We start from the raw sequence: 20,499 nt of genomic DNA on the forward strand, positions 1-20,499 counted from the left end.
CCCCCGCGGGAGTCAACCGCCAACCGCGTCCGCGTGAAAGGTGCTCCCACGGGTGCGCCTGCCCCCACGCCCGTCGTCCCGCATCGCCCCCGCATTCCTTGGCAAGCCGCTTGAAAGGAACCACCGGCGAAGTCGGACAGAGGGGGGTGGCGCGTGGCGACGACGGTGGTGGAGCAGGTTCGAGGCGCGGTCCGGAGCGAGCGGGCTTCCTATTACGCGTCGCCCGCGTCGGTGGCGCTGTTGATGCTGAACCTGATGGATGGGCTGTTCACCCTGCTCTTCCTTCAGCTGGGTGTGGCGGAGGAGCTCAACCCGCTGATGCGCCTGGCGTACGAGCAGTCACCGCTCTTCTTCATGTTCGCCAAGCTGCTCATCGTGAATGCGGGGCTGTGGCTGCTCTGCCTGCACCGCCGGCTGCGCGCCAGTCGCATCGCCATCCGCGCGGGCGCCGTCGTCTACGGCATCATCGTCATCTACCATCTGGCTTTTCTGACCCACCTGGTTCTGCATTGGCCGGGAGCCCTTGGGTAGTCCCGCTCGCCCCTCTGGATTGTGAGCGAGTGGAACAATCGCGATCAAAAGCCATCACCATACCCTTGCATTTTGCACCCGGTATGTCCCAGGCTTCCCGCCAGCTCCGACCTTTCGGGTTCGGGGGGGGACCATGAACATCACCGACGTCCGGGTGTTTCCGGTCGAAGAGGACAAGCTCAAGGCGTACGTCACCATCACCCTGGATCACTGCTTCGTCATTCGCGACCTGAAGGTCATCCACGGCTCCTCGGGGCTGTTCATCGCGATGCCGGCGAAGAAGCGGAAGGATGGGACGTACAAGGATATAGCCCACCCGCTCAACGCGGATACACGCAGCCAGATGGAGCGTGTCATCCTCATCGAGTACGAGCGGCACCTCCATCAGGCGCAAGCCGGGACGCTTGGTCCGATGCCAGCGGATCTCGACTAACATCCTTCCCATCCGCCCGTGTCCAGGTTAGTCAGCGGCCCCATCATGCTGCCGCGCGACTTCAAGATCTTCGCCGGGAACTCGAATCCCGGCCTGGCTCACCGAATCTGCGAGTACCTCAAGCGCCCCCTCGGCAAGGCAGAAGTGGGCCGCTTCTCCGACGGAGAGATCCACGTCGAGATTGGGGAGAACGTCCGCGGCCAGGACGTGTTCATCCTCCAGTCCACGTGCCCGCCGGCCAATGACCACCTGATGGAGCTGCTCATCATGTGCGACGCCCTGAAGAGGGCGAGCGCCGGCTCCATCACCGCCGTGATGCCGTACTACGGCTACGCGCGGCAGGACCGGAAGGTGGCGCCGCGCACGCCCATCACCGCCAAGCTCATCGCGGACCTGCTGGAGGTCGCGGGCGCCGAGCGCGTGGTGTCCATGGACATGCACGCGGGGCAGATCCAGGGCTTCTTCAACATCCCCTCCGACCACCTCTACGGCTCGCCGGTGTTCCTCGAGGACCTGCGCAAGCGCTTCCCGGAGTCGCAGGAGCTCGTCATCGTCTCGCCCGACGCGGGCGGCGTGGAGCGCGCGCGCGCCTACTCCAAGCGGCTGAACACGGGCCTGGCCATCATCGACAAGCGCCGTCCGCGCCCCAACGCGTCCGAGGTGATGAACCTCATTGGCGACGTGTCTGGGAAGGACGCGGTGCTGGTGGACGACATGGTGGACACCGCCGGCACGCTGGCCCAGGCCGCCGCGGCCCTCAAGGCCAAGGGGGCTCGCCGCGTGGTCGCCTACGCCGTGCACCCCATCCTCTCCGGCCCCGCCATCCAGCGCATCCAGGACTCGGTGCTGGAAGAGGTCGTGTTCACGGACACCGTGCAGCTGTCGCCCGCCGCGCAGGCGTGCTCGAAGATTCGCGTGCTCAACACGGACCGCCTCTTCGGCGAGGCCATTGCCCGCATCCACCGGGCGGACTCGCTCAGCTCGCTGTTCGTCTGAGCTCCGGAGCGCCCGCCCGCCGGGCGACTTGACTCCGTCACGGGGGGCTGGCATGTCCGGCCCCCTCCACCGGTTCCCTTCACTTCAGGGGCGCCGTCTTCGGGGCCCGCCACTGGGGCGGGATGCCGAGGGCGCCAGGGCACCGGTGGCAACCGCAGCACTCATCCCAAGGATTTTCCATGTCCACCGAGAAGAGCACCCTCGAGGCGAAGTCGCGTGAAGGTTCCGGCAAGGGCTTTGCCCGTCGCCTGCGCGCCCAGGGGCTGGTCCCCGCCGTGGTGTACGGCAAGCACATGCAGAAGCCGGTGCACATCGCCGTGGACCCGAAGGCGGTCCGCACGGCCATCAACACGCCGCACAAGTTCAACACGCTCATCCAGCTGAAGCTGGCCGACGGCACCCACCAGGTCCTCCTGAAGGACTACCAGATGGACCCCGTCACCCGTGACATCCTGCACGTGGACTTCATCGGCGTGCGCGAGAACGAGGCCGTGAAGGTGAACGTGCCGCTCGTGCTCACGGGCAAGGCGCAGGGCGTGGCGGACGGCGGTCTGCTCACCCAGGCCCGCCGCGAGCTCGAGGTCTGGGCCCTGCCGGCGGCCATCCCGGAGCGCATCGAGGCGGACGTGACGGCGCTGAAGATCGCCGAGGCCATGCACGTCAACGACATCAAGCTGCCGGCCGGCATCTCCATCAAGACGACCGTCAACTACACCATCGCGGTGCTCAGCGCGCCCGAGGCGGCCGAGGCGGCTCCCGCGGCGGCGGCTGCGACGGCGGCGGCTCCCGCGGCGGCGGCCAAGGGTGGCGACAAGGCGGCGGCCCCCGCGGCGGCGGCCAAGGCTCCCGCGAAGAAGTAGTCCTCTTCCGGTGTACCCTGGACTCGGGGCCGGCCTCTCAGGGGCCCGGCCCCGTTTCTTTTTGGAGCTTTCATGAAGCTCATCTGTGGATTGGGCAACCCGGGGCGCGAGTACGAGCGACACCGGCACAACATCGGGTTCATGGTGGTGGAGGCGCTGCTGCCCCGGGCGCGCGCCGAGCTGAACCAGGAGAAGTTCGCCGCGAAGGTGGGCCAGGGCACGCTGGCCGGAGAGCGCGTCCTCTTCATCGAGCCGCAGACCTTCATGAACCTGTCCGGCCGTTCGGTGGCGGAGGCGGCGCGCTTCTACAAGGTCGCCCCCGAGGACGTGCTGGTCATCCACGACGAGTTGGACTTGCCCCTGGGCCGGCTTCAGCTCAAGGCGGGCGGCGGCAGCGGCGGCCACAACGGCCTGAAGAGCATCGTCTCCAGCCTGGGCTCGGAGGCCTTCGTCCGCCTGCGCTTCGGCATCGACAAGCCCACGGGCCCCAACGCCCGCGAGCGCGTGGCCGGCTACGTCCTGTCCAACTTCGATGACGGGGAGCGCCGCCAGCTCGACGAGCTGATCGCCCGGGCCGTGGACGTGACGGAGTGCTGGGTGCGGGACGGGCTGTCGGTGGCCATGAACCGCTTCAACCGGAAGGCCTGAGGGCCTGGGCGCCTGGGGAATGGGCAGGCGGGCTTTCCGGGAGCTTGACTTGCCCGGGGGGCCCTCCTAGAAGGCCCGTTCGCTCGCTGGAGGCTCCTCTGGCGGGATGTTCTTTTTCAGCTTCCCGTGTTGGTACACGGGACGTAGCGCGAGGGTGACGGGCGCGCGGTTTCCCGTTCCCGGTGGTGGCTCTTCGGGCCGCTCACCGTTTCCCCGCTCCTTGGATTGTCCAAGGGGCACTCGACCCCAAGGGGAGAGAAAACATGGCAGAGACGCAGGCCGCGCAGCGGCTTCGTGAGTACGAGACCATCTTCCTGGTCAAGCCGGACCTGACCGATGACAACGTGGACAAGCTCAAGGAGCGAGTCCGTGGCATCGTCGGCCGCGAGGGTGGCAAGGTCCTCCGCTTCACGGTGTGGGGCAAGAAGAAGACCCTGTTCCCCATCGCCAAGCAGCCCCGCGCCATCTACGTGCACGCCAGCTACCTGGGCGGCTCGCGGCTGGTCGCGGAGATTGAGCGCAACCTGAAGAACCTCGATGAGGTCACCCGCTACATCTCCGTGAAGATCGCGGACGAGGTGGACCCCGAGACGCGTCCGGTCCTCGAGGACCTGAAGCTGGCCGGCGACGTGGAGGAGACCCGTCCTGGCGCTGCGCCTGACCGCGAGGGTGGCTTCCGCGGCGGCGAGAGCAGCGAAGAGTCCAGCAGCGAGTCGGAGGAGGAGTCGTCCGAGGAGGCCTGAGCGCCACCTGGGACATTCTCTAGGGACCCATCGAGGAAACGAGAATTTTCATGAGCAACGGTATGGACAGCAAGACGGGCTCTTCGGCGGCGGGCGGCCGCAGTGGTGGCTTCGGCGGCGGTGGCCCTCGGGGCGACCGTGGTGGCGACCGTGGTGACCGCGGCGGCGACCGGGGTGACCGTGGCATGGGCGGCGATGACGAGAAGCGCGGCGGTGGCCGTGGCTTCAGCCGCAAGAAGATCTGCCGGTTCTGCGCGGAGAAGAACGCGTCGGTGGACTTCAAGGACCAGGCGACGCTGAAGTACTTCGTCACCGAGCGCGGCAAGATCATCCCCCGCCGCATCTCCGGCAACTGCGCGAAGCACCAGCGTGAGGTGGCCACGGCCATCAAGCGCGCTCGTGGCATCGCGCTGCTCCCCTACAACGCGGTGGTCGGCTGAGCGCCGGGTCCACAACAGGAGACTGAACATGAAGGTCATTCTGCGTGAGGACATCGAGAACCTCGGCAAGTCCGGGGAGCTCGTCACCGTGAAGGACGGCTTCGGCCGCAACTACCTCCTGCCTCGCAAGAAGGCGGTTCTGGCCAGCGAGCAGAACCTCCGTCAGCTCGAGCACGAGAAGGCGGTCATCACCGCCCGCAACGCCAAGCTGAAGGGCGCCGCGGAGGAGCAGGCGAAGAAGGTCGGCTCCATCAAGGTCACCATCAAGCGCAAGGTCGGCGAGCAGGACAAGCTGTTCGGCTCCGTCACCGCGCTGGACATCGCCGAGGCCGTTGCCTCCGCGGGCCAGACGGTGGACCGCCGCGCCATCCACCTGCCGGAGCCCATCAAGACGCTGGGCAACTTCGAGGTGGAGCTGCGCCTGCACCGCGAGGTGACGGCGAAGATCAAGGTCGAGGTCGCCGCCGAGTAACGGCGCGCTGCCACGCACCTGCTTCACAAGAGGCCGTCCGGGGAGACCCGGGCGGCCTTTTGCGTGGGAGTCCGGTTGGCGCCGCCGCCGGTCCGTCCCGCGACATGCGCATGGAGGCGTCCGGGCGGAGTGCGTATCCCGGGAGGCACTGGAGGCTCACGCATGAGCACGCCCGCGCCCTTCCCTGCCTCGCCGAGTGAATCCCATCGCCCCGACCTGGATTGGCTCCGTGTGGTCGCCATCCTGGTGCTGCACTTCTTCCACACGGGGATGATGTTCAACACGTGGGACTGGCACCTCAAGTCGCTCGTGGCGCTCCCCGCGCTGGAGTGGACCATGGACATCCTGCACCACGTGCGCATGCCGCTGCTGATGGTCATCTCCGGCATGGGCACGGCGCTCGCCCTGCGGCATCGCTCCGTGCGGGCGTTCGCGGGAGACAGGGCGCGGAGGCTCCTGGTGCCGGTGCTCTTCGGGATGCTCGTGGTGGTGCCGCCGCAGATCTACGTGGAGCGGGTGTTCCGAGGGCAGTTCCACGGCGGCTATGTGGACTTCTACCCGTCCGTGTTCGCGCTCGTGCCCTACCCCGCGGGGAGCTTGAGCTGGCACCACCTCTGGTTCGTCGTCTACCTCTTCGTCTACTGCGTGCTCGCGTTGCCGCTGTTCGCCTTGCTGGGCCAGCCGCGCGTGAAGCCCTGGCTTGCGAAGCTGGAGGCGTGGCTGTGCCGAGGGGCGAACGTCGTGTGGTTGGCCGCGCCGCTCGCGCTCAATGACCTGTGGCTGCATGCCTACCCGGTGACGCATGGGCTGCTCGATGACCCGCGGAACTTCGGCCACTACGGGTGGCTGTTCCTCGCGGGGCACCTCCTCGGTCGAGCCCCTCGACTCTGGGAGGTGTTGGTGGAGCGCCGCTGGGTGCTCCTGGGCGTCTCGGCGGTGCTCTTCGCGGTGATGGCGCCGGAGAACGAGTTCCCACTCGTGCCGGAGACCCTCGGCGCCGCGTCGTCACAGTGGCTCTTCATCCTCACGGCGCTGGCGTGGGCCCGCCGGTGCATCCAGACGCGACGGCCGTGGCTGCGGTACGCGGCGGAGCGCTCGTATCCGTTCTACATCCTCCACCAGACGGTCATCATCGTCGTGGGCTTCGCGCTGCTGCGGTTGCCGGTGGGGCCGTGGCCCCTCTTCGGCTGCGTGCTGGTGTCGTCCTTCCTGGCCACGTGGGTGCTCAGCGAGATGGTGGCCCGCCTGTCCTGGCTGCGGCCCTTCTTCGGCCTGAAGGCCCGCGCGACCCGGGCCCGCGCCGAGGCCGCGATTCCCGCCGCGTCCCCCGGGCATACTGCGTGACGGACCTCCCATGGCCACCCTCGCCTCCAGCTCCGCGACCCAGCCGCGCCCCTGGCGATGGCCGCGCGTCCGACTCCAGCCCGCCCTCGCGACCTTCGCCCTCTGCATGGTCGTAGGTGTCTCGTACGGCAGCGCGGTGCGGCTGGACCAGCTCGCCAACGGGTTGACGTCCGTGCCGGCGTCGCGCGCCTACCTCTGGGAAATCACGGGAGCGCTGTCGGCGTGGCTGTCGCTGCCCATCATCCAGTTCGCGGCCCTCAACGCCCCGTCTCCCCGCGTGGGGTGGCCGCGCTTCCTGGCCGTGCACGGGCTGGCGTTTCCGCTCTACTCGGTGGTGCACATCCTGCTCATGCTGGGCATGCGTCATCCGCTCTACGCGGCCCTCGGCTGGGGGGAGTACGAGTACGGCCCGCTCGGCTTCCGCCTGCCGATGGAGGTGGCGAAGGACGTGATTGCCTACAGCCTGGGCGCGACGGTCATCGTCCTCCTGGCCGCGTGGCGGGAACGGCACGAGCGGGCCTTGCGGGCCGCCGAGCTCGAGGGCGAGCTGAGGGCCGCGCAGCTCCGGGCCCTCACCGGACAGCTCCATCCGCACTTCCTCTTCAACTCACTGCACGCCATCAGCTCCGTGATGTACGAGGACCTGGCGCGCACGGACCGGCTGCTGAGTGACTTGGGTCAGGTGCTCCGGGCCAGTCTGGAGCGCAGCGAGCCCACCTGGACACTGGCCGAGGAGCGCGCGCATGCGGGGCGGTACATCTCGCTGCTGTCGGCGCGCTTCGGAGACAGGCTCTCGGTGCGCTGGAGCGTGGACCCGGGACTGGAGTCGGCGCACGTCCCCTGCTTCGCCCTGCAGACGCTGGTGGAGAACGCGGTGAAGCACAACCAGGACCGTCGTGAAGCGCTCGAGGTGAGAATCCGCGCGCGGGCGGGACAAGCGTTGTGGCGCCTGGAGGTCGAGGACACGGGGCGAGGCTTTGGTGAGGAGTCCCCCGCAGCGGGCCCTCGCGTGGGGCTCTCGCACCTGGAGCAGGTGCTGTTGCTGCTGCATGGCGGGCAGGCTTCGCTGGAGCGAGGCCAAGGCCCCGAGGGGGGCGCACGCGTGTCGCTGACCCTGCCTCGAGGAGCCACCGGCGGGACGGAGGCGACGCCGTGACGGGCTTTCGCGTGCTCATGGTGGACGACGAAGCGCCCGCGCGGGCGAAGGTGAAGCGCCTCCTGGAACAGGAGACACGCTTCACGCTCGTGGGCGAGGCCGCCGACGGCACCGAGGCGCTGGAGCGCATCGAGGCGCTGAGGCCCGACGTGGTGGTCCTCGACGTGCAGATGCCAGGGCTCACGGGCTTCGAGGTCCTGGAGGCACTGGGGCCCGAGCACACCCCCGCGGTCATCTTCTCCACCGCCTACGACAGCTTCGCGCTGCGGGCCTTCGAGGCGCACGCGGTGGACTACCTGCTCAAGCCCTACGACGGCGAGCGCTTCACCCGGGCGCTGGACAAGGCCCACGCGCTGCTGCTCGGCGGAGGGCCCGAGGCCGGCAGACTCCAAGCGCTGCTGCGAGACGTGGCGGCGGCCTCCTCCCGGCGTCCCCTGGAGCGGCTGGTGGTGAAGGCGGGCGAGGCGTGGGTGCCCCTGCGGCTCGCCGACGTGTGGCGGCTGTCCTCCGAGGACAAGTACGTGCGCGTCTACACCGCCCAGGGGGAGCATCTGATCCGCCAGAGCCTGCGGGCCCTGGAGGAACGGCTGGACCCGGCGCGGTTCGTCCGGGTGCACCGGGGCGACATCATCCAGTTGGACGCGGTGGCGAAGCTGGAGCCGTGGACACATGGCGACGGCATCCTGGTGATGAAGAACGGCACGACGGTGGTGCTCAGTCGCACCTGGCGTGATGCGTTCCTGGAGCGGTGGGGCCTGGAGGGCTGACTTTCCAGGGAGTCCGGCCCACCCAGAGGGGAGGTCCACGCCCATCCGCCCACCCGCCGCTACAGGTCTGTGGCGGATTTCTTCTGAGATGTCAGAGCCGCCTGTACAGTGGTCGGGCAGCCATGGAGAACTCCCTCGACGTCAGAGATGGGCGGAAGGTCCACGAGGACCTTGCCGCTGAGCGCGCCGTGCTTGGCTCGGTGCTCGCGGACAACACGCTCATCGCCGCGGTGGGCGAAGTCGTCCATGCGGACGATTTCTCCAGCCCGGCGCATGCGCAGATCTTCGCGGCGATGATCCGGCTGGACGGCCAGAGCAAACAGGTCGACCACCTCACGCTGGCCGAAGAGCTGAAGGTCCTGGGGCAGCTCGTTGCTGTCGGCGGCCCCGCGTACCTGATGCGGTTGGACCAGGTGGTGCCGCTGGCCTCCAACGCCGTCCAGTACGCGAACATCGTCAAGGACCAGGCGCTGCGGCGCCGGTTGGCGAACGTCGGACGGGAGATCCAGGACCTCGCCAGCCAGGAGACGGGCGAGCTGGAGGTGTTGCTCGACGAGGCCGAGCGCAAGGTGTTCCTCCTCGCGGAGAAGAAGCGCGAAGGAGACCTGCGGCCGGTCAGCGAGCTGATGGAGCACACGCTGGACCTGCTCGACAAGATGAAGTCGGCGGCGACGGGCATCACGGGCCTGTCCACCGGCTACATCGACCTCGACAACCAGCTCACGGGACTCCACGCGGGCGAGCTCATCATCCTCGCGGCGCGTCCTGGTGTCGGCAAGACGTCGTTCGCCATGAACATGGCGGTGAACGCGGCGCTCAAGGAGAACAAGGCGGTCGGCATCTTCAGTCTCGAAATGCCCGCGGACCAGCTGCTCATGCGTCTGCTCGCCTCCACCGCGCGCGTGGACATGAAGAAGCTGCGCGGCGGTCGTCTGTCGCCGCACGACGAGGAGAAGTTCCAGGAGATGGCGGGTGCGCTCTACAACGCGCCCATCTACATCGACGACTCCGGTGGTCTGTCTCCGTTCGACCTGCGCGCCAAGGCGCGGCGTGTGAAGCAGAAGGACCCGCGGCTGTCGCTCATCATCATCGACTACCTCCAGCTGATGCATCAGAAGGGCAAGGTCGAGAGCCGCCAGTTGGAAGTCGCCGAAATCTCCCGTGCGCTCAAGCAGCTGGCCAAGGAGCTGGAGGTCCCCATCATCGCGCTCAGTCAGCTCAGCCGTAAGGTCGAGGAGCGCAAGGGTGGCAAGCCCATGCTGTCGGACTTGCGTGAGTCGGGCTCCATCGAGCAGGACGCCGACGTGGTGATGTTCATCCACCGTGAAGAGGTGGAGGAAGGCGGCGAGGCGCCTCAGAACGCCCAGACCACGGTCATCCCCGTGGAGCTCATCATCGCCAAGCAGCGTAACGGCCCCATCGGTGAAATCCCGCTGGTGTTCCTCGCCGAGTACACGCGCTTCGAGAGCCGCAGCCGGACCGAGTAGGCCACACGAGCACGGCGCCCTCCACGAGAGCGGCGCCTGTGCGGGATGGATCCCCTTCACGGCATGCCGCGGCGGCGTTCTCGCGCGACGTGCGGGAGGTGTCCCGCGCTCACGTCGAGAGCCCCTCGCGCTACTCGCGGCCCGTGCGGAGGTAGCACTCCCCACCGCTCACGCCGCAAGCGAAGCAGGCTCCTCATGTCCCGTGCGGAGATAGCGCGTCACCAGCGCTCACGTCGCAAGCGAGGCGAGCCCGCGCGCTATTCGTGGCCCGTGCGGAGGTAGCGCACGACCAGCGCCCGCGCCGTGCGCGTCGCGGCCTCCACCGTGCGCCCTCGCCCCAACTCCGTCGCCAGCGCGGACGCGAGCCTGCACCCCGTCCCCCGGCGCTCTGGCGCGCGCACCAGCCGCTGCCCCCGCAGCACGCGCACTCGCTCCGGCGTGGCCAGCACATCCGCCAGCCCGTGTTCGTCCGGCAGGTGCCCGCCCTTCACCAGCACCGCGCCAAAGCCATGCGCCAGCAGCGCGATGGCGGCCTCTCGCGCCGCCTCCACCGAGTCCGGCACCTCGCGCCCCAGCAGCCACCCCGCTTCATCCAGGTTCGGCGTGAGCATGACGCGCGGCCCCGCGAGCGACAGGTAGCGCCTCGCGGACAGCCGGGACAACAGCTGTCCTCGTGAAGTGCGCACCACCGGGTCCACCACCCACCACGCCCCCGTCCCCTTCAGCCCCGCACTCGCGGCGGCGAGCTGCGCGGGGCCCGGCACCATGCCCCACTTCACCGCCTGCACCCCACCCAGCTCCCGCGCCGCCGTCAACTGCGCGAGCACGACACCCGGCGGAGCCGCCTTCCACGAGAAGGTCGTCCGCCCCTGCGCCGTCTGCGCCAGGGGCACCGCCACCGGCTGCCCCCCCAGCGCTCGCACCGCCGCGACGTCCGCCAGGAGCCCCGCCCTGCCCGTGGGCTCGAGCCCCGCCAACAGCACCACCCGAGGACTCACCGCCGATGCTCTCGCGCCTTCTGCACGAAGGACTTGTAGAGCCCCACATGCACGGGAATCGTCGTGGACATGTACTCGGGATGCCACTGCACCCCCACCGCGAAGGCATGCACCGTGGACTCGATGGCCTCCACCACGCCATCCGGCGCCAGCGCGGTGATGCTCACATCCGTCCCGGCGCTGCGCACCGCCTGATGGTGCGTGGAGTTCACCATCAGCTGCCCGTGCCCCACCGCCTCCGCCAGCAACGTGCCGCTGCGCACGTCCACCGGGTGCTGCGGCTGCGTCCGGTCATGCTTCTGCTCGTGCTCGCGCGCGCCCTGCACCTCGCGGCCGATGTCCTGGAACAGCGTGCCGCCCAGCACCACGTTGAGCAACTGCATGCCGCCACACACGCCCAGCACCGGCATGTTGCGCTTGAGCGCGCCGCGCATCAGCGCCGCCTCGAACGCCGTGCGGCCCTCCTTCAGCGCGCCCAATCCCTCGCGGGCCGTCTCGCCATAGGCCTCGGGAGGAATGTCGAACGCGCCACCGGTGACGAGCAGCCCCGACACCCGGTCCAGGTACGCATCCACGCACGTGGGGTCATCCGCGTACGGCAACACGAAGGGAAGCCCGCCTGCGCGCAGCACCGCCTCCGCGTAGGGCACCTTCAGCTCGTACCGCGCGAAGGGCGAGTCCTCCGGCTGGCTCCAATCCGGGGTGATGCCAATGTTCGGCCGCCGGGGCGGCTGGCCATGATGTCGCGGGTGATTGTTCATGAGGGGGTCCGTCGGTCGAACCTACCCCCCCACTCGCCCCTGTTCAAACGCACTGGCGAGCAGACGCACGCGCTCGGCGATGTCCTGGGCGAGCAGCGCATCCGAAACCACCGCGGCGCCATGCACGCCCGTCGCCGCCACCCACGGCATGTTGTCCAACCCCACCCCACCAATCCCCACCACCGGCAGAGGGCTCCCCTTCACCACGCGCGCGAGCCCCTCCACCCCCAACACCGGTGCGGGAACCTGCTTCGTCGTCGTGCCGAAGACGGGCCCCACGCCCACGTAGTCCGCGCCCGCCTCGCGCGCGGCGATGGCGCCCTCCACACCACGCACCGTCACCCCCACCAGGCGCCCAGGCCCGAGCAACGAGCGCGCCGCCTCGGGAGGCACATCCTCGTCGCCCACGTGCACGCCATGCGCATCCGAGAGCAGCGCCAGGTCCACCCGGTCATTGAGCAGGCACACCGCCCCCGCGCGCCGGCAGAGCTGGACGACCTGGCGAGCCACCTCCAGCGCCTCACGCACCGGCGTGCGCTTCATCCTCAGCTGCACCACCCGCGCCCCTCCCGCCAGCAGCCGCTCCGCCTTGGCCACCAGCGGCATGTCCGGCCGCACGGTGTCGTCACAAAGCAGATAGGGGCCCGGGGGAAGCAGTGGACGAAGCGAGGCGTTCATCGGCACCAGGAAGACGGGACGGCGGCGTTGACAGGCGGCCCCTCTGCTATAAGGTGGCGCGCTGTTTTCCAAGCAATTCTGAGGATTTGAAACATGGCGGACACGGTGGACCCCAAGTATCTCGATAAGCGCACCGCGGAGCGGTACCTGCGCTCGGGCCAGTTGGACGAGAAGGCGCTGGAGCGCCACCTCAAGGGCCTGCCGGACGTGGCGGACAAGGCCACCCCGGTGGAGACGCTCATGGTCGACGACGTCGAGGACTACGACGACGAAGACGATGATGAGGACATGGACGACGAGGACGAGAGCGACGACGAGGTCTCCAACGACGAGGCCGACCTGGAAGCCGTCGCCTCCGCCGCCGACACCTCCGACGCCGCCCCCTCCTCCGACGTCGCGGGCGTCCCTGATTCTTCCGACGAGGGCGGGGAGTCCAACACCCCATGAGCCCCGTGGACGAGAAGCGCGGCGAGACCTTCGTGATGCGGGGGGAAGCGCGCTCCGCGTCCGAGGAGGCCATCTCCTTCAGCACCTTCATCGTGGGGCTGGGCACCGCGGTGCTCATCTACCTCGGTGATGCTCCGAATCCGGAGACGGGCCAGACGAGCAAGGACCTGCCGCTGGCCCGGCAGAACCTGGAGCTGCTGTCGATGCTGCGCGAGAAGACGCGAGGCAACCTCACCGTCGACGAAGAGAAGCTCTTCGACGGCCTGCTCGCGGACATGCGCCTGCGCTTCGTGGAGGCAAGCAAGCGGTGATGGCGTCGCCTTCGAAGTCGGGCAGCTTGCCCAAACCCATCCGCTTCGCGGCCATCACCTGCATGGTGCTCGCCGCGCTCACCGGCTGGGCGGCCATCAGCGAGGCCACGGAGCTGGCCCACTTCTTCGAGTCCCGCTCACGGCGGATGGAAGCGGGCTCGCCGCTCCTGCTGGGCAATGACCCGGCCGACTTCCAGCGGCTCCTGGAGGCGCAGTACCAGGCCCTGGAGCCCATGCGCGAGCCGCGCGCCCTGCTGATGGGGGTGATGGCCATCGCGTGCGCCGTCGTCTTCGTGTCCGCGGGCCGCATCCTCCGGCCTCATGGGATGCCCGCGGAGCGGATCCGTCTGATGCTCGGACGCGCGGCAATCACAGTGGCGGTGCTGCGCACCATCGACGGCGCGCAGTGGGCCGTGGTCGCCCGCCGCACCAGCCACGCCGTCTCGCAGATGCTCATCAAGCGCCCCGAGTACCAGGACGCCGCCGCCGCGGAGATGGTCTCCACCGTGACGCAGGTGATGAGCCTGGGACTCACCGTCGCCGGAACCGCCCTCATCGCGGGCACGTTCGCCCTGCTGGGACAGTTCTTCCGCAGCGACTCCGTGCGCGAAGCCCTGGTGACGAGGGACCGCACCGCGGCCGACTCGTAGTCGCCCGCCGTCAGTGGGCGTGGGGCGCCACGGAGACGGGCAGCAGGGCCTCCAGCGCCGCGTCCGCGTCCGCTGGGGTGCCCTCCAGCACCAGCACCCGCCCCTGCGTCGCCAGGGGCAGCTTCAGCAGCTCCTGCCGTGACAGCCCGAAGACATGCGCCAGGTGCCCCATGGGCCACCGCGACTGCATGTGCTTGAAGGCCGCCTCGTCCAGGTCTTCCGGCTTGCCCTCGGGCAGGTCCACGTTCTCGTAGACCACCCGCTCGCCGCCCACGCGCCGACCGTTGCCGTAGGCGATGACTTCCTCGCCCTCGTCCGGGTCATACACGTACGCATGCACGGTGGCGTTGGCCGCGCGGGAGAGCAGCCGGGGCAGCGCATGGTGCGCGGCATACCAGTGGGCACCCGGGCGGCCCTGCGTGAAGGGGGCCACGTAGGCCAGCCGAACCACCTTGCGGCGCCGATTGACCGACACGTGCAACCCAGTGGCGGCCAACGCGCCGTCCAGTTGCAAGGCTTCGCGGGCCTGCTGGAGCAGCTCCAGCCCGCCAAAGCTCTCGAGTCGAATGAGGTAACCGCCGTGCGCTTCCAGGTGTTCAGCCCCCCGAGGGTGGGCGCCGCCTATAACCGAGCCGAGCCCTCTCTGGCAACTCCAGCACCTCGAAAAGCCAGCCGCTACCAGGAGTCCAAAGTATTCTGCTTGCGGCACAGACCCAGGCGCCATTTTGACGCATCGAGTCAACTTGCCAAGCACGAGTCGACCCTTACGTTGGGTGTATGCGACTCGATAAGTTTACGGTGAAGGCGCAGGAAGCGATTCAAGAAGGCCAGACGCTGGCCCGCCGCGCCGACAATCCCCAGTACGAGCCGGAGCACCTCGCCGCGGCGCTGTTGGGACAGAAGGACGGCATCGTCGACCCGCTGCTTCGCAAGCTTGGCGCGGACGTGAAGCTGTTCGCGTCGCGGCTGGGCGAGGCCCTGGGCAAGCTGCCGCGGATGCAGGGGGGCGAGAGCGCGATGCTCGGCCAGCGCCTGCTGAAGACCTTCGACAAGGCCGACGACGAGGCCAAGGCGCTCAAGGACGAGTTCATCTCGTCCGAGCACCTGCTCCTGGCGCTCACCCAGGACAAGGGCGCCCTGGGCGAGGTCATGAAGGCCTCCGGCGTCACGCGCGAGCGGGTGCTGTCGAGCCTCAAGGAGGTCCGAGGCTCCGGCCGCGTGACGAGCCAGGACGCGGAATCCACCTACCAGGCGCTGGAGAAGTACGGGCGGGACCTCACGGAGGCCGCGCGCGAGGGGAAGCTGGACCCCGTCATCGGCCGCGACGAGGAGATTCGCCGCTGTATCCAGGTGCTCAGCCGGCGCACGAAGAACAACCCGGTGCTCATCGGTGAGCCGGGCGTGGGCAAGACGGCCATCGCGGAGGGGCTGGCGCGGCGCATCGTCGATGGCGACGTGCCGGAGAGCCTGAAGAACAAGCAACTCATCACCCTGGACCTGGGCGCCATGGTGGCCGGCGCGAAGTACCGCGGTGAGTTCGAGGAGCGGCTCAAGGCGGTGCTCAAGGAGGTCGCCGACTCGGCCGGGCAGGTCATCCTCTTCATCGACGAAATCCACACCATCGTCGGCGCGGGCAAGGCCGAGGGCGCCATGGACGCGGGCAACATGCTCAAGCCGGCGCTCGCGCGCGGCGAGCTGCACTGCATCGGCGCCACCACGCTGGACGAGTACCGCAAGCACATTGAAAAGGACGCCGCGCTGGAGCGCCGCTTCCAGCCCGTCTTCGTGGGCGAGCCCAGCGTGCACGACACCATCAGCATCCTGCGGGGCTTGAAGGAGCGCTACGAAGTGCACCACGGCGTGCGCATCCAGGACACCGCGCTGGTGGCCGCCGCCACGCTCAGCCACCGCTACATCGCGGACCGCTTCCTGCCGGACAAGGCCATCGACCTGGTCGACGAGGCCGCCAGCCGCCTGCGCATCGAAATCGACTCGATGCCCACCGAGCTGGACGACATGCGCCGGAAGATGACGCAGCTCCAGATCGAGAAGGAGGGCCTGCGCAAGGAGACGGACCCCCACTCGCAGGAGCGTCTGGCGCAAATCGAGAAGGAGCTCGCCAACATGCGCGAGCGCTTCGACGCGCTCAAGGCGCACTGGGACGCGGAGAAGTCGGCCATCGGCGCCATCCGCGGGCTGAAGGAGAAGCTGGAGAAGGTGAAGAACGACCAGGTGGCCGCCGAGCGACAAGGCGACCTGAACCGCGCCGCCGAGCTGAAGTTCGGCGTCATGCCGTCCTTGGAGAAGGACCTGCAGACGCAGAACTCCAAGCTGGAGGAGCTGCAGAAGAACCAGAAGTTCCTCAAGGAAGAGGTGGACTCGGAGGACATCGCCGCCGTGGTGGCCAAGTGGACGGGCATCCCCGTCTCGCGGCTCATGGAGGGCGAGGTCCAGAAGCTGGTCCACATGGAGGACCGACTGGGCCAGCGGGTGATTGGGCAGCGCAGTGCGATTGAAGCCGTGTCCAACGCCGTGCGCCGGGCGCGCAGCGGTTTGCAGGACCCGAACCGGCCCATCGGCTCGTTCATCTTCCTGGGCCCCACGGGCGTGGGCAAGACGGAGACGGCCAAGGCGCTGGCGGAGTTCCTCTTCGACGACGACACGGCCATGGTCCGCATCGACATGTCCGAGTACATGGAGAAGCACGCCGTGTCGCGGCTGGTGGGCGCGCCTCCGGGGTACGTCGGCTACGAGGAGGGCGGCCAGCTCACGGAGGCCGTGCGCCGCAGGCCGTACACGGTGGTGCTCTTCGACGAAATCGAGAAGGCGCACCCGGACGTGTTCAACATCCTCCTCCAGATTTTGGACGAGGGCCGGCTCACGGACAGCCAGGGCCGCACGGTGGACTTCAAGAACGCGGTCCTCATCATGACGTCCAACATCGGCTCCGCCGATATCCAGGCGGGCATGGCGGGCAAGGACGAGCTGGACGAGAAGACGCGCAACGACGCGATGGACGCCCTGCGCGCGCACTTCCGGCCGGAGTTCCTCAACCGCGTGGACGAAATCGTCATCTTCGAGCCGCTGCGCAAGAAGGACATCTACCGCATCGTCGACCTGCAGCTCGCGAAGCTCAGCCAGCTGCTCGCCGAGAAGCGGCTGACGCTCGAGCTGACGGAGCCCGCGCGCGAGCTGCTCGCGGAGCGCGGCTACGACCCGACCTACGGCGCGCGTCCGCTCAAGCGCGCGGTGCAGCGCAACCTGCTGGACCCGCTGGCCCTCAAGGTCCTCAACGGGGACTTCGTGCCGGGCGACACCATCCAGGCGGATGCGGGCCCCAGCGGGCTCACCTTCGCCAAGGTGCTGGTGGACAACTCGAAGGGCACCAAGCGCACGCCGTAGCGCCCTCGTGAGACGTTCGCGGGCCCCTCCCCGTCATCCTCGACGGGAGAGGGGCCCACTTGTTTCGCGCCGCTCGAACGGCGGGCTCAGGACGGGGACGGCGGAGACTCGGGCTGCTCGGGGCTGTCCGCGCGAATCTTGCGGGAGTTCTCCTTCAGCTCGCTCCACGACGCCTCGTACTCCTTGCGCAGCCGCGCCCAGTCGCCGCCCTTGGACGTCATCAGCCGCCGCAGGGCGTCCCCCGTGCTCTTGAAGGAGCTGCGCAGGAACTGCAGCTCCTGCTTCGACAGGAGCGCGTCCTCGGCGCGCGAGCGGGAGAGGTCCGCTTCCCACCCGTCGAACTGGGCCCCCATCTGCCGCAGCTCCGCGTCGCGCTTGCGCTCGTAGGCCGCTCGCCGCACCTCCGCCTGCTTCTCCGCTTCATCCAGGGACTTGCCCGTCGCCTCGCAGGCGCGGAGGAGCTCCTGCTTGCCTTGCTCGAAGTCCTCCGTCCCGCGCTGACGCAGGTCCTCCAATTGGCGGCGGAAGGCCTCCCGTCGCTCCTTCACGCCCCGCAGCTCCTTCAGCTCGTCCTTCGCCTCGCGGAGGTCGGACTCCGCCTCGACCTCGGCGATTCGCGCGTCGATGCGCTGCTTCTCGGCGTCCATCTTCCGCAGGGTTGCCTCGCGCTCGTTCATGGCCTGGGTGCCTCCTCTTGGGTTGGGCTTGGGCGCCGTCTCCTCACGGCTGCTCGCACGGGTATGGATGCGGACGGTGCGAGGGGTTGTGGACAGGCAATCACGCGAGGGCCCGGTGTTCCGTGAGGAGTGCTTGACCCACGCGCCCACTCCAGGCGATGAGCCGGGCGCATGAAGCCCTGGGAGACACTCGAAAGCGCGAATGTTCCGGAGGTCGGCGAGCTCACCCTCGTCCGCCGAGGAGATGAGTACGTCCTGCGCGTCCGCGGACAGACGCTGATGTCCAGCCGGATGCATGGCTCGGAGGAGGCGCTGGCCCGCGCGGGCTGCGCGGACCTGGTGAGCCGGGGCACCGGGCGAGTGCTCGTCGGAGGGCTCGGCTTCGGCTACACCGTGCGCGCCGTCCTGGACCAGGTGGGCCCGGGGGTGCGCGTCTCCGTGGCGGAACTGCTCCCCACCGTCGTCGACTGGAACCGGGGCCCGCACCTGGCGCCGCTGGCCAAGGCGCCGCTGGAAGACCCTCGCGTCACCGTCATCCCGGGGGACGTCGGCCTCGTGATGAAGCGCCACTCCGCGTCGTTCGATTCCATCCTGCTCGACGTGGACAACGGCCCCAGCGCCCTCACCCACCCCGACAACCAGGGCCTCTATGGCGTGTCCGGGCTCAGCACCGCCGCCCAGTCCCTCCGCTCGGGCGGCACCCTGGCCATCTGGAGCGCCGGCCCCGCCGCCGGCTTCGAGCGGCGCCTGGAGAAGTGCGGCTTCACCGTCGAGGTCCTCCACCCCCACGCCCACGGCACCAAGGGGCCTCGCCACGTCATCTACGTCGGCAAGCTGGGCAAGCGCCGCTGAGCCCGGCGTCAGAACGGCTCGACAGAATATGACGACCGGTATATTCATCCTGGCGTGAGCAAGGGTGAAGACACGCGTCGTCGGATGATTGCCGCGGCGGCGGAGATGCTGGAGCGCTCCGGATATGCCGGTGCGGGCATCCAGGAGCTGCTCGAGGCGGGCAAGGCGCCTCGGGGCTCGCTGTACTTCCACTTCCCTGGGGGCAAGGAGCAGCTCGCCGTGGAGGCGCTCCAGGTCTCCGCCTCCGAGGTGACGCGGCTGCTCCAGGAGCACCTCGCCGGGGCCAAGGGGCTGGTCGCGGGACTGCGCCGCGCGCTCACCGTCCTGGCGGACCGGGCCGAGGCCTCCGGCTTCGAGAAGGGCTGCCCCGTCTCGGCTGTCGTCCTGTCGTCGGGTGCGACGCCCGAGCCCGTGCGTGCCGCCGCCGCCGAGGCCCTGCGCATGTGGCAGCAGCTCCTCACGGAGCGACTTCGCGCGGAGGGCTTCACTCCCACGGAGTCCCGCCGGCGCTCGGCGCTGCTGCTCTCCTCCATCGAAGGGGCGTTGCTCCTCATGCGCGCCCACCGCAGCCGCGCCCCCGTGGACGAGCTGTCGAAGGAACTGGAGCGACTGCTCTCGTTGGACTGACCCGGGGCCCCTCGCCGACGAGGCAGGGGCCCTTCTTTACGCACATGAAATATGCAAACCGGTCTACATAAAGAGAGGACACCCATGAAGGACACATCAGCGGACACCCTGGTCATCGGCGCCACGGGACTCATTGGACGGTGGCTCGTGCCGGAGCTCACGCGTCAGGGACGACGTGTGGCCCTGCTGTCGCGCAACGCCCAGGCGCGGGCCCAGGAGTATCGAGACTGGGTCGCGGCGCTGGGGGGCGAGCCGCGCCAGCTCGTGTTCCTGGAAGGAGACCTGGACGCGCCTCGACTGGGACTCAGCGCCTCGGATGATGCCTCCCTCGCGGGCGTCCGGGATGTGTTTCATCTGGGCGCTCGCTTCGCGTGGCATCTGCCTCCCGCGCTGGCGCAGCGGACCAATGTCGAGGGGACTCGCGCCGTGGTGGAGCTGGCGGCTCGATTGCCCGCCCTGCGGCGGCTCGTGCTCGTGGGGGGATATCGCATCGGGCCTCGGCTGGATGCCTCGGGCACCGTCATCTCCGCGTCCGAGCTGACACACTCCTCCCGCGCGGGGGCCTATGAGGCCTCGAAGATTCTAGCGCACCAGGTGGCCCTGGAGACGGCGGCGCGGCTCGGCGTGCCCATCACCTCGGTGCATCCCGCCTCCGTCGTGGGCGACAGCCGCACGGGCGCCACGGTGCAGCGCCTGGGCCTGGGAGACACACTGCAGCGCATCCACACGGGAGACATGCCCATCCTCCTGGGCACTCCGGAGACCTTCGTCCCCGTGGTGGCCGTGGACACGGTGGCGAGGTTCCTCGCGGGCGTCGTGGCCCTTCCCGAGACACAGGACCAGGAGTACACGCTGCTGGACCCGGCGACGCCGCCGCTCCATGAGTTGTTGCGCTGGGCGGCGAAGCGCTCGGGTCGGCGCGCACCCCGCATCACCCTGCCCGTGTCGTGGGTGCGCTGGCTGCCGGAGCGGCTGCTCGGGACCGCGACGGAGTCACTCGACTTCCTCGACACGGCCCGCTACCCGGTGGAGCCCACCCTGGCGGTGGCCCGGCGCATGGGGCTGGAGCTGCCTCCGGTGTCCATGGTGCTGGAGCGCTGGTTCGACTTCCTGCGAGACACGGGCTTCTCTCCGGACGTCGCGCGCGCCCAGGCCGCCGCCTCGCGGACGGGAGCAGATGTGGTGTAGTAGCGCCGCCCTCGCAACGGACCGGAGACCT

24 protein-coding genes are annotated in these 20,499 nt (G+C 69.0%); 19 read left to right on the forward strand and 5 right to left on the reverse strand.

Features of this window, described 5'->3' with window-relative positions:
* The first annotated feature begins 153 nt into the window (after positions 1-153).
* The 12 genes from MYSTI_RS27570 to dnaB all read left to right on the forward strand — a co-directional run bounded on the left by MYSTI_RS27570 (position 154) and on the right by dnaB (position 9,877).
* The gene (locus MYSTI_RS27570) at positions 154-531 is read left to right on the forward strand and encodes a DUF5658 family protein (RefSeq protein WP_015351092.1); all 378 of its coding nucleotides are present in this window, start codon (positions 154-156) and stop codon (positions 529-531) included.
* Positions 532-664: 133 nt separating this feature from the next.
* Positions 665-964, forward strand: a complete 300-nt coding sequence (spoVG, locus tag MYSTI_RS27575) for a septation regulator SpoVG (RefSeq protein WP_015351093.1) — start codon at positions 665-667, stop codon at positions 962-964.
* A gap of 45 nt (positions 965-1,009) precedes the next feature.
* On the forward strand, positions 1,010-1,960 hold the full coding sequence (locus MYSTI_RS27580) for a ribose-phosphate pyrophosphokinase (RefSeq protein ID WP_015351094.1): 951 nt from the start codon (positions 1,010-1,012) through the stop codon (positions 1,958-1,960).
* Between the two features lie 179 nt (positions 1,961-2,139).
* Positions 2,140-2,820: a 50S ribosomal protein L25/general stress protein Ctc gene (locus MYSTI_RS27585; RefSeq protein WP_015351095.1), complete on the forward strand. Its 681-nt coding sequence runs from the start codon at positions 2,140-2,142 to the stop codon at positions 2,818-2,820.
* A gap of 72 nt (positions 2,821-2,892) precedes the next feature.
* Complete coding sequence (gene pth / locus MYSTI_RS27590) at positions 2,893-3,468, forward strand: aminoacyl-tRNA hydrolase (RefSeq protein ID WP_015351096.1); 576 nt, start codon at positions 2,893-2,895, stop codon at positions 3,466-3,468.
* A 263-nt stretch (positions 3,469-3,731) separates the two neighbouring features.
* Entirely contained in the window at positions 3,732-4,211 is a 480-nt protein-coding gene (rpsF, locus tag MYSTI_RS27595) for a 30S ribosomal protein S6 (protein ID WP_015351097.1), read from the forward strand.
* A 50-nt stretch (positions 4,212-4,261) separates the two neighbouring features.
* Positions 4,262-4,651, forward strand: a complete 390-nt coding sequence (rpsR, locus tag MYSTI_RS27600) for a 30S ribosomal protein S18 (protein ID WP_015351098.1) — start codon at positions 4,262-4,264, stop codon at positions 4,649-4,651.
* A 28-nt stretch (positions 4,652-4,679) separates the two neighbouring features.
* Positions 4,680-5,123 (forward strand): 50S ribosomal protein L9, encoded by a 444-nt coding sequence (rplI, locus tag MYSTI_RS27605; protein ID WP_015351099.1) that lies wholly within the window; start codon positions 4,680-4,682, stop codon positions 5,121-5,123.
* Between the two features lie 162 nt (positions 5,124-5,285).
* Positions 5,286-6,467 carry an acyltransferase family protein gene (locus MYSTI_RS27610; protein WP_015351100.1) on the forward strand — a complete coding sequence of 394 codons (1,182 nt, stop codon included), beginning with the start codon at positions 5,286-5,288 and terminating at the stop codon, positions 6,465-6,467.
* A gap of 10 nt (positions 6,468-6,477) precedes the next feature.
* The gene (locus MYSTI_RS27615) at positions 6,478-7,623 is read left to right on the forward strand and encodes a sensor histidine kinase (protein ID WP_015351101.1); all 1,146 of its coding nucleotides are present in this window, start codon (positions 6,478-6,480) and stop codon (positions 7,621-7,623) included.
* The gene (locus tag MYSTI_RS27620) at positions 7,620-8,390 is read left to right on the forward strand and encodes a LytR/AlgR family response regulator transcription factor (RefSeq protein WP_015351102.1); all 771 of its coding nucleotides are present in this window, start codon (positions 7,620-7,622) and stop codon (positions 8,388-8,390) included. Before MYSTI_RS27615 ends, MYSTI_RS27620 begins: the two co-directional genes overlap by 4 nt.
* Positions 8,391-8,512: 122 nt before the next feature.
* On the forward strand, positions 8,513-9,877 hold the full coding sequence (gene dnaB, locus MYSTI_RS27625; protein ID WP_015351103.1) for a replicative DNA helicase: 1,365 nt from the start codon (positions 8,513-8,515) through the stop codon (positions 9,875-9,877).
* 257 nt (positions 9,878-10,134) lie between these two features.
* Here dnaB and thiD read toward each other — a convergent pair whose 3' ends face one another.
* From thiD to thiE, 3 genes are read right to left on the reverse strand one after another with little or no spacing between them, the layout of a single operon-like run.
* Positions 10,135-10,875, reverse strand: a complete 741-nt coding sequence (thiD, locus tag MYSTI_RS27630; protein ID WP_015351104.1) for a bifunctional hydroxymethylpyrimidine kinase/phosphomethylpyrimidine kinase — start codon at positions 10,873-10,875, stop codon at positions 10,135-10,137.
* Positions 10,872-11,636 (reverse strand): gamma-glutamyl-gamma-aminobutyrate hydrolase family protein, encoded by a 765-nt coding sequence (locus MYSTI_RS27635; RefSeq protein ID WP_015351105.1) that lies wholly within the window; start codon positions 11,634-11,636, stop codon positions 10,872-10,874. Before MYSTI_RS27635 ends, thiD begins: the two co-directional genes overlap by 4 nt.
* Positions 11,637-11,657: 21 nt before the next feature.
* A complete protein-coding gene (gene thiE / locus MYSTI_RS27640; RefSeq protein ID WP_015351106.1) occupies positions 11,658-12,314 on the reverse strand; it encodes a thiamine phosphate synthase in 657 nt (218 codons plus the stop codon).
* A gap of 93 nt (positions 12,315-12,407) precedes the next feature.
* Here thiE and MYSTI_RS42730 point away from each other — a divergent pair, with 93 nt between their 5' ends.
* Genes MYSTI_RS42730 through MYSTI_RS27655 form a run of 3 tightly spaced genes read left to right on the forward strand, consistent with a single transcriptional unit; the run spans position 12,408 to position 13,722 of the window.
* Positions 12,408-12,761 (forward strand): hypothetical protein, encoded by a 354-nt coding sequence (locus MYSTI_RS42730; protein WP_015351107.1) that lies wholly within the window; start codon positions 12,408-12,410, stop codon positions 12,759-12,761.
* The gene (locus tag MYSTI_RS27650) at positions 12,758-13,072 is read left to right on the forward strand and encodes a DUF1844 domain-containing protein (protein ID WP_015351108.1); all 315 of its coding nucleotides are present in this window, start codon (positions 12,758-12,760) and stop codon (positions 13,070-13,072) included. The genes MYSTI_RS42730 and MYSTI_RS27650 overlap by 4 nt, the downstream gene beginning before the upstream one ends.
* Positions 13,072-13,722, forward strand: coding sequence for a hypothetical protein (locus MYSTI_RS27655; protein ID WP_015351109.1), 651 nt, complete (start codon positions 13,072-13,074; stop codon positions 13,720-13,722). Before MYSTI_RS27650 ends, MYSTI_RS27655 begins: the two co-directional genes overlap by 1 nt.
* A 10-nt stretch (positions 13,723-13,732) precedes the next feature.
* On the opposite strand, the gene MYSTI_RS27660 is transcribed toward MYSTI_RS27655, so the two are convergent.
* A complete protein-coding gene (locus MYSTI_RS27660; RefSeq protein WP_144370163.1) occupies positions 13,733-14,197 on the reverse strand; it encodes a hypothetical protein in 465 nt (154 codons plus the stop codon).
* A 302-nt stretch (positions 14,198-14,499) separates the two neighbouring features.
* On the opposite strand from MYSTI_RS27660, the gene clpB reads away from it, so the two are divergent.
* Positions 14,500-17,124: an ATP-dependent chaperone ClpB gene (gene clpB, locus MYSTI_RS27665; RefSeq protein ID WP_015351111.1), complete on the forward strand. Its 2,625-nt coding sequence runs from the start codon at positions 14,500-14,502 to the stop codon at positions 17,122-17,124.
* 86 nt (positions 17,125-17,210) lie between these two features.
* On the opposite strand, the gene MYSTI_RS27670 is transcribed toward clpB, so the two are convergent.
* Positions 17,211-17,801: a hypothetical protein gene (locus MYSTI_RS27670; protein WP_015351112.1), complete on the reverse strand. Its 591-nt coding sequence runs from the start codon at positions 17,799-17,801 to the stop codon at positions 17,211-17,213.
* A gap of 171 nt (positions 17,802-17,972) precedes the next feature.
* Here MYSTI_RS27670 and MYSTI_RS27675 point away from each other — a divergent pair, with 171 nt between their 5' ends.
* From MYSTI_RS27675 to MYSTI_RS27685, 3 genes are all read left to right on the forward strand, one after another.
* Positions 17,973-18,653 (forward strand): spermidine synthase family protein, encoded by a 681-nt coding sequence (locus MYSTI_RS27675; protein ID WP_015351113.1) that lies wholly within the window; start codon positions 17,973-17,975, stop codon positions 18,651-18,653.
* 54 nt (positions 18,654-18,707) lie between these two features.
* Positions 18,708-19,280: a TetR/AcrR family transcriptional regulator gene (locus MYSTI_RS27680; RefSeq protein ID WP_044281453.1), complete on the forward strand. Its 573-nt coding sequence runs from the start codon at positions 18,708-18,710 to the stop codon at positions 19,278-19,280.
* 84 nt (positions 19,281-19,364) lie between these two features.
* Positions 19,365-20,468 carry an SDR family oxidoreductase gene (locus tag MYSTI_RS27685; RefSeq protein ID WP_015351115.1) on the forward strand — a complete coding sequence of 368 codons (1,104 nt, stop codon included), beginning with the start codon at positions 19,365-19,367 and terminating at the stop codon, positions 20,466-20,468.
* Positions 20,469-20,499: the final 31 nt, after the last annotated feature.

Source organism: Myxococcus stipitatus DSM 14675, from assembly GCF_000331735.1.
GTDB lineage: Bacteria > Myxococcota > Myxococcia > Myxococcales > Myxococcaceae > Myxococcus > Myxococcus stipitatus.

Bases quoted from the DNA above. Each gene is read 5' to 3' on its own strand.
- pth (WP_015351096.1), top strand. From the start codon at position 2,893: ATGAAGCTCATCTGTGGATTGGGCAACCCGGGGCGCGAGTACGAGCGA.
- rpsR (WP_015351098.1), top strand. From the start codon at position 4,262: ATGAGCAACGGTATGGACAGCAAGACGGGCTCTTCGGCGGCGGGCGGC.
- MYSTI_RS27670 (WP_015351112.1), bottom strand. From the start codon at position 17,801: ATGAACGAGCGCGAGGCAACCCTGCGGAAGATGGACGCCGAGAAGCAG.
- MYSTI_RS27650 (WP_015351108.1), top strand. From the start codon at position 12,758: ATGAGCCCCGTGGACGAGAAGCGCGGCGAGACCTTCGTGATGCGGGGG.
- MYSTI_RS27655 (WP_015351109.1), top strand. From the start codon at position 13,072: ATGGCGTCGCCTTCGAAGTCGGGCAGCTTGCCCAAACCCATCCGCTTC.
- dnaB (WP_015351103.1), top strand. From the start codon at position 8,513: ATGGAGAACTCCCTCGACGTCAGAGATGGGCGGAAGGTCCACGAGGAC.
- rpsF (WP_015351097.1), top strand. From the start codon at position 3,732: ATGGCAGAGACGCAGGCCGCGCAGCGGCTTCGTGAGTACGAGACCATC.
- MYSTI_RS27585 (WP_015351095.1), top strand. From the start codon at position 2,140: ATGTCCACCGAGAAGAGCACCCTCGAGGCGAAGTCGCGTGAAGGTTCC.
- MYSTI_RS27685 (WP_015351115.1), top strand. From the start codon at position 19,365: ATGAAGGACACATCAGCGGACACCCTGGTCATCGGCGCCACGGGACTC.
- MYSTI_RS27675 (WP_015351113.1), top strand. From the start codon at position 17,973: ATGAAGCCCTGGGAGACACTCGAAAGCGCGAATGTTCCGGAGGTCGGC.
- clpB (WP_015351111.1), top strand. From the start codon at position 14,500: ATGCGACTCGATAAGTTTACGGTGAAGGCGCAGGAAGCGATTCAAGAA.
- rplI (WP_015351099.1), top strand. From the start codon at position 4,680: ATGAAGGTCATTCTGCGTGAGGACATCGAGAACCTCGGCAAGTCCGGG.
- MYSTI_RS27635 (WP_015351105.1), bottom strand. From the start codon at position 11,636: ATGAACAATCACCCGCGACATCATGGCCAGCCGCCCCGGCGGCCGAAC.
- MYSTI_RS42730 (WP_015351107.1), top strand. From the start codon at position 12,408: ATGGCGGACACGGTGGACCCCAAGTATCTCGATAAGCGCACCGCGGAG.
- spoVG (WP_015351093.1), top strand. From the start codon at position 665: ATGAACATCACCGACGTCCGGGTGTTTCCGGTCGAAGAGGACAAGCTC.
- MYSTI_RS27615 (WP_015351101.1), top strand. From the start codon at position 6,478: ATGGCCACCCTCGCCTCCAGCTCCGCGACCCAGCCGCGCCCCTGGCGA.
- MYSTI_RS27580 (WP_015351094.1), top strand. From the start codon at position 1,010: ATGCTGCCGCGCGACTTCAAGATCTTCGCCGGGAACTCGAATCCCGGC.
- thiE (WP_015351106.1), bottom strand. From the start codon at position 12,314: ATGAACGCCTCGCTTCGTCCACTGCTTCCCCCGGGCCCCTATCTGCTT.
- MYSTI_RS27610 (WP_015351100.1), top strand. From the start codon at position 5,286: ATGAGCACGCCCGCGCCCTTCCCTGCCTCGCCGAGTGAATCCCATCGC.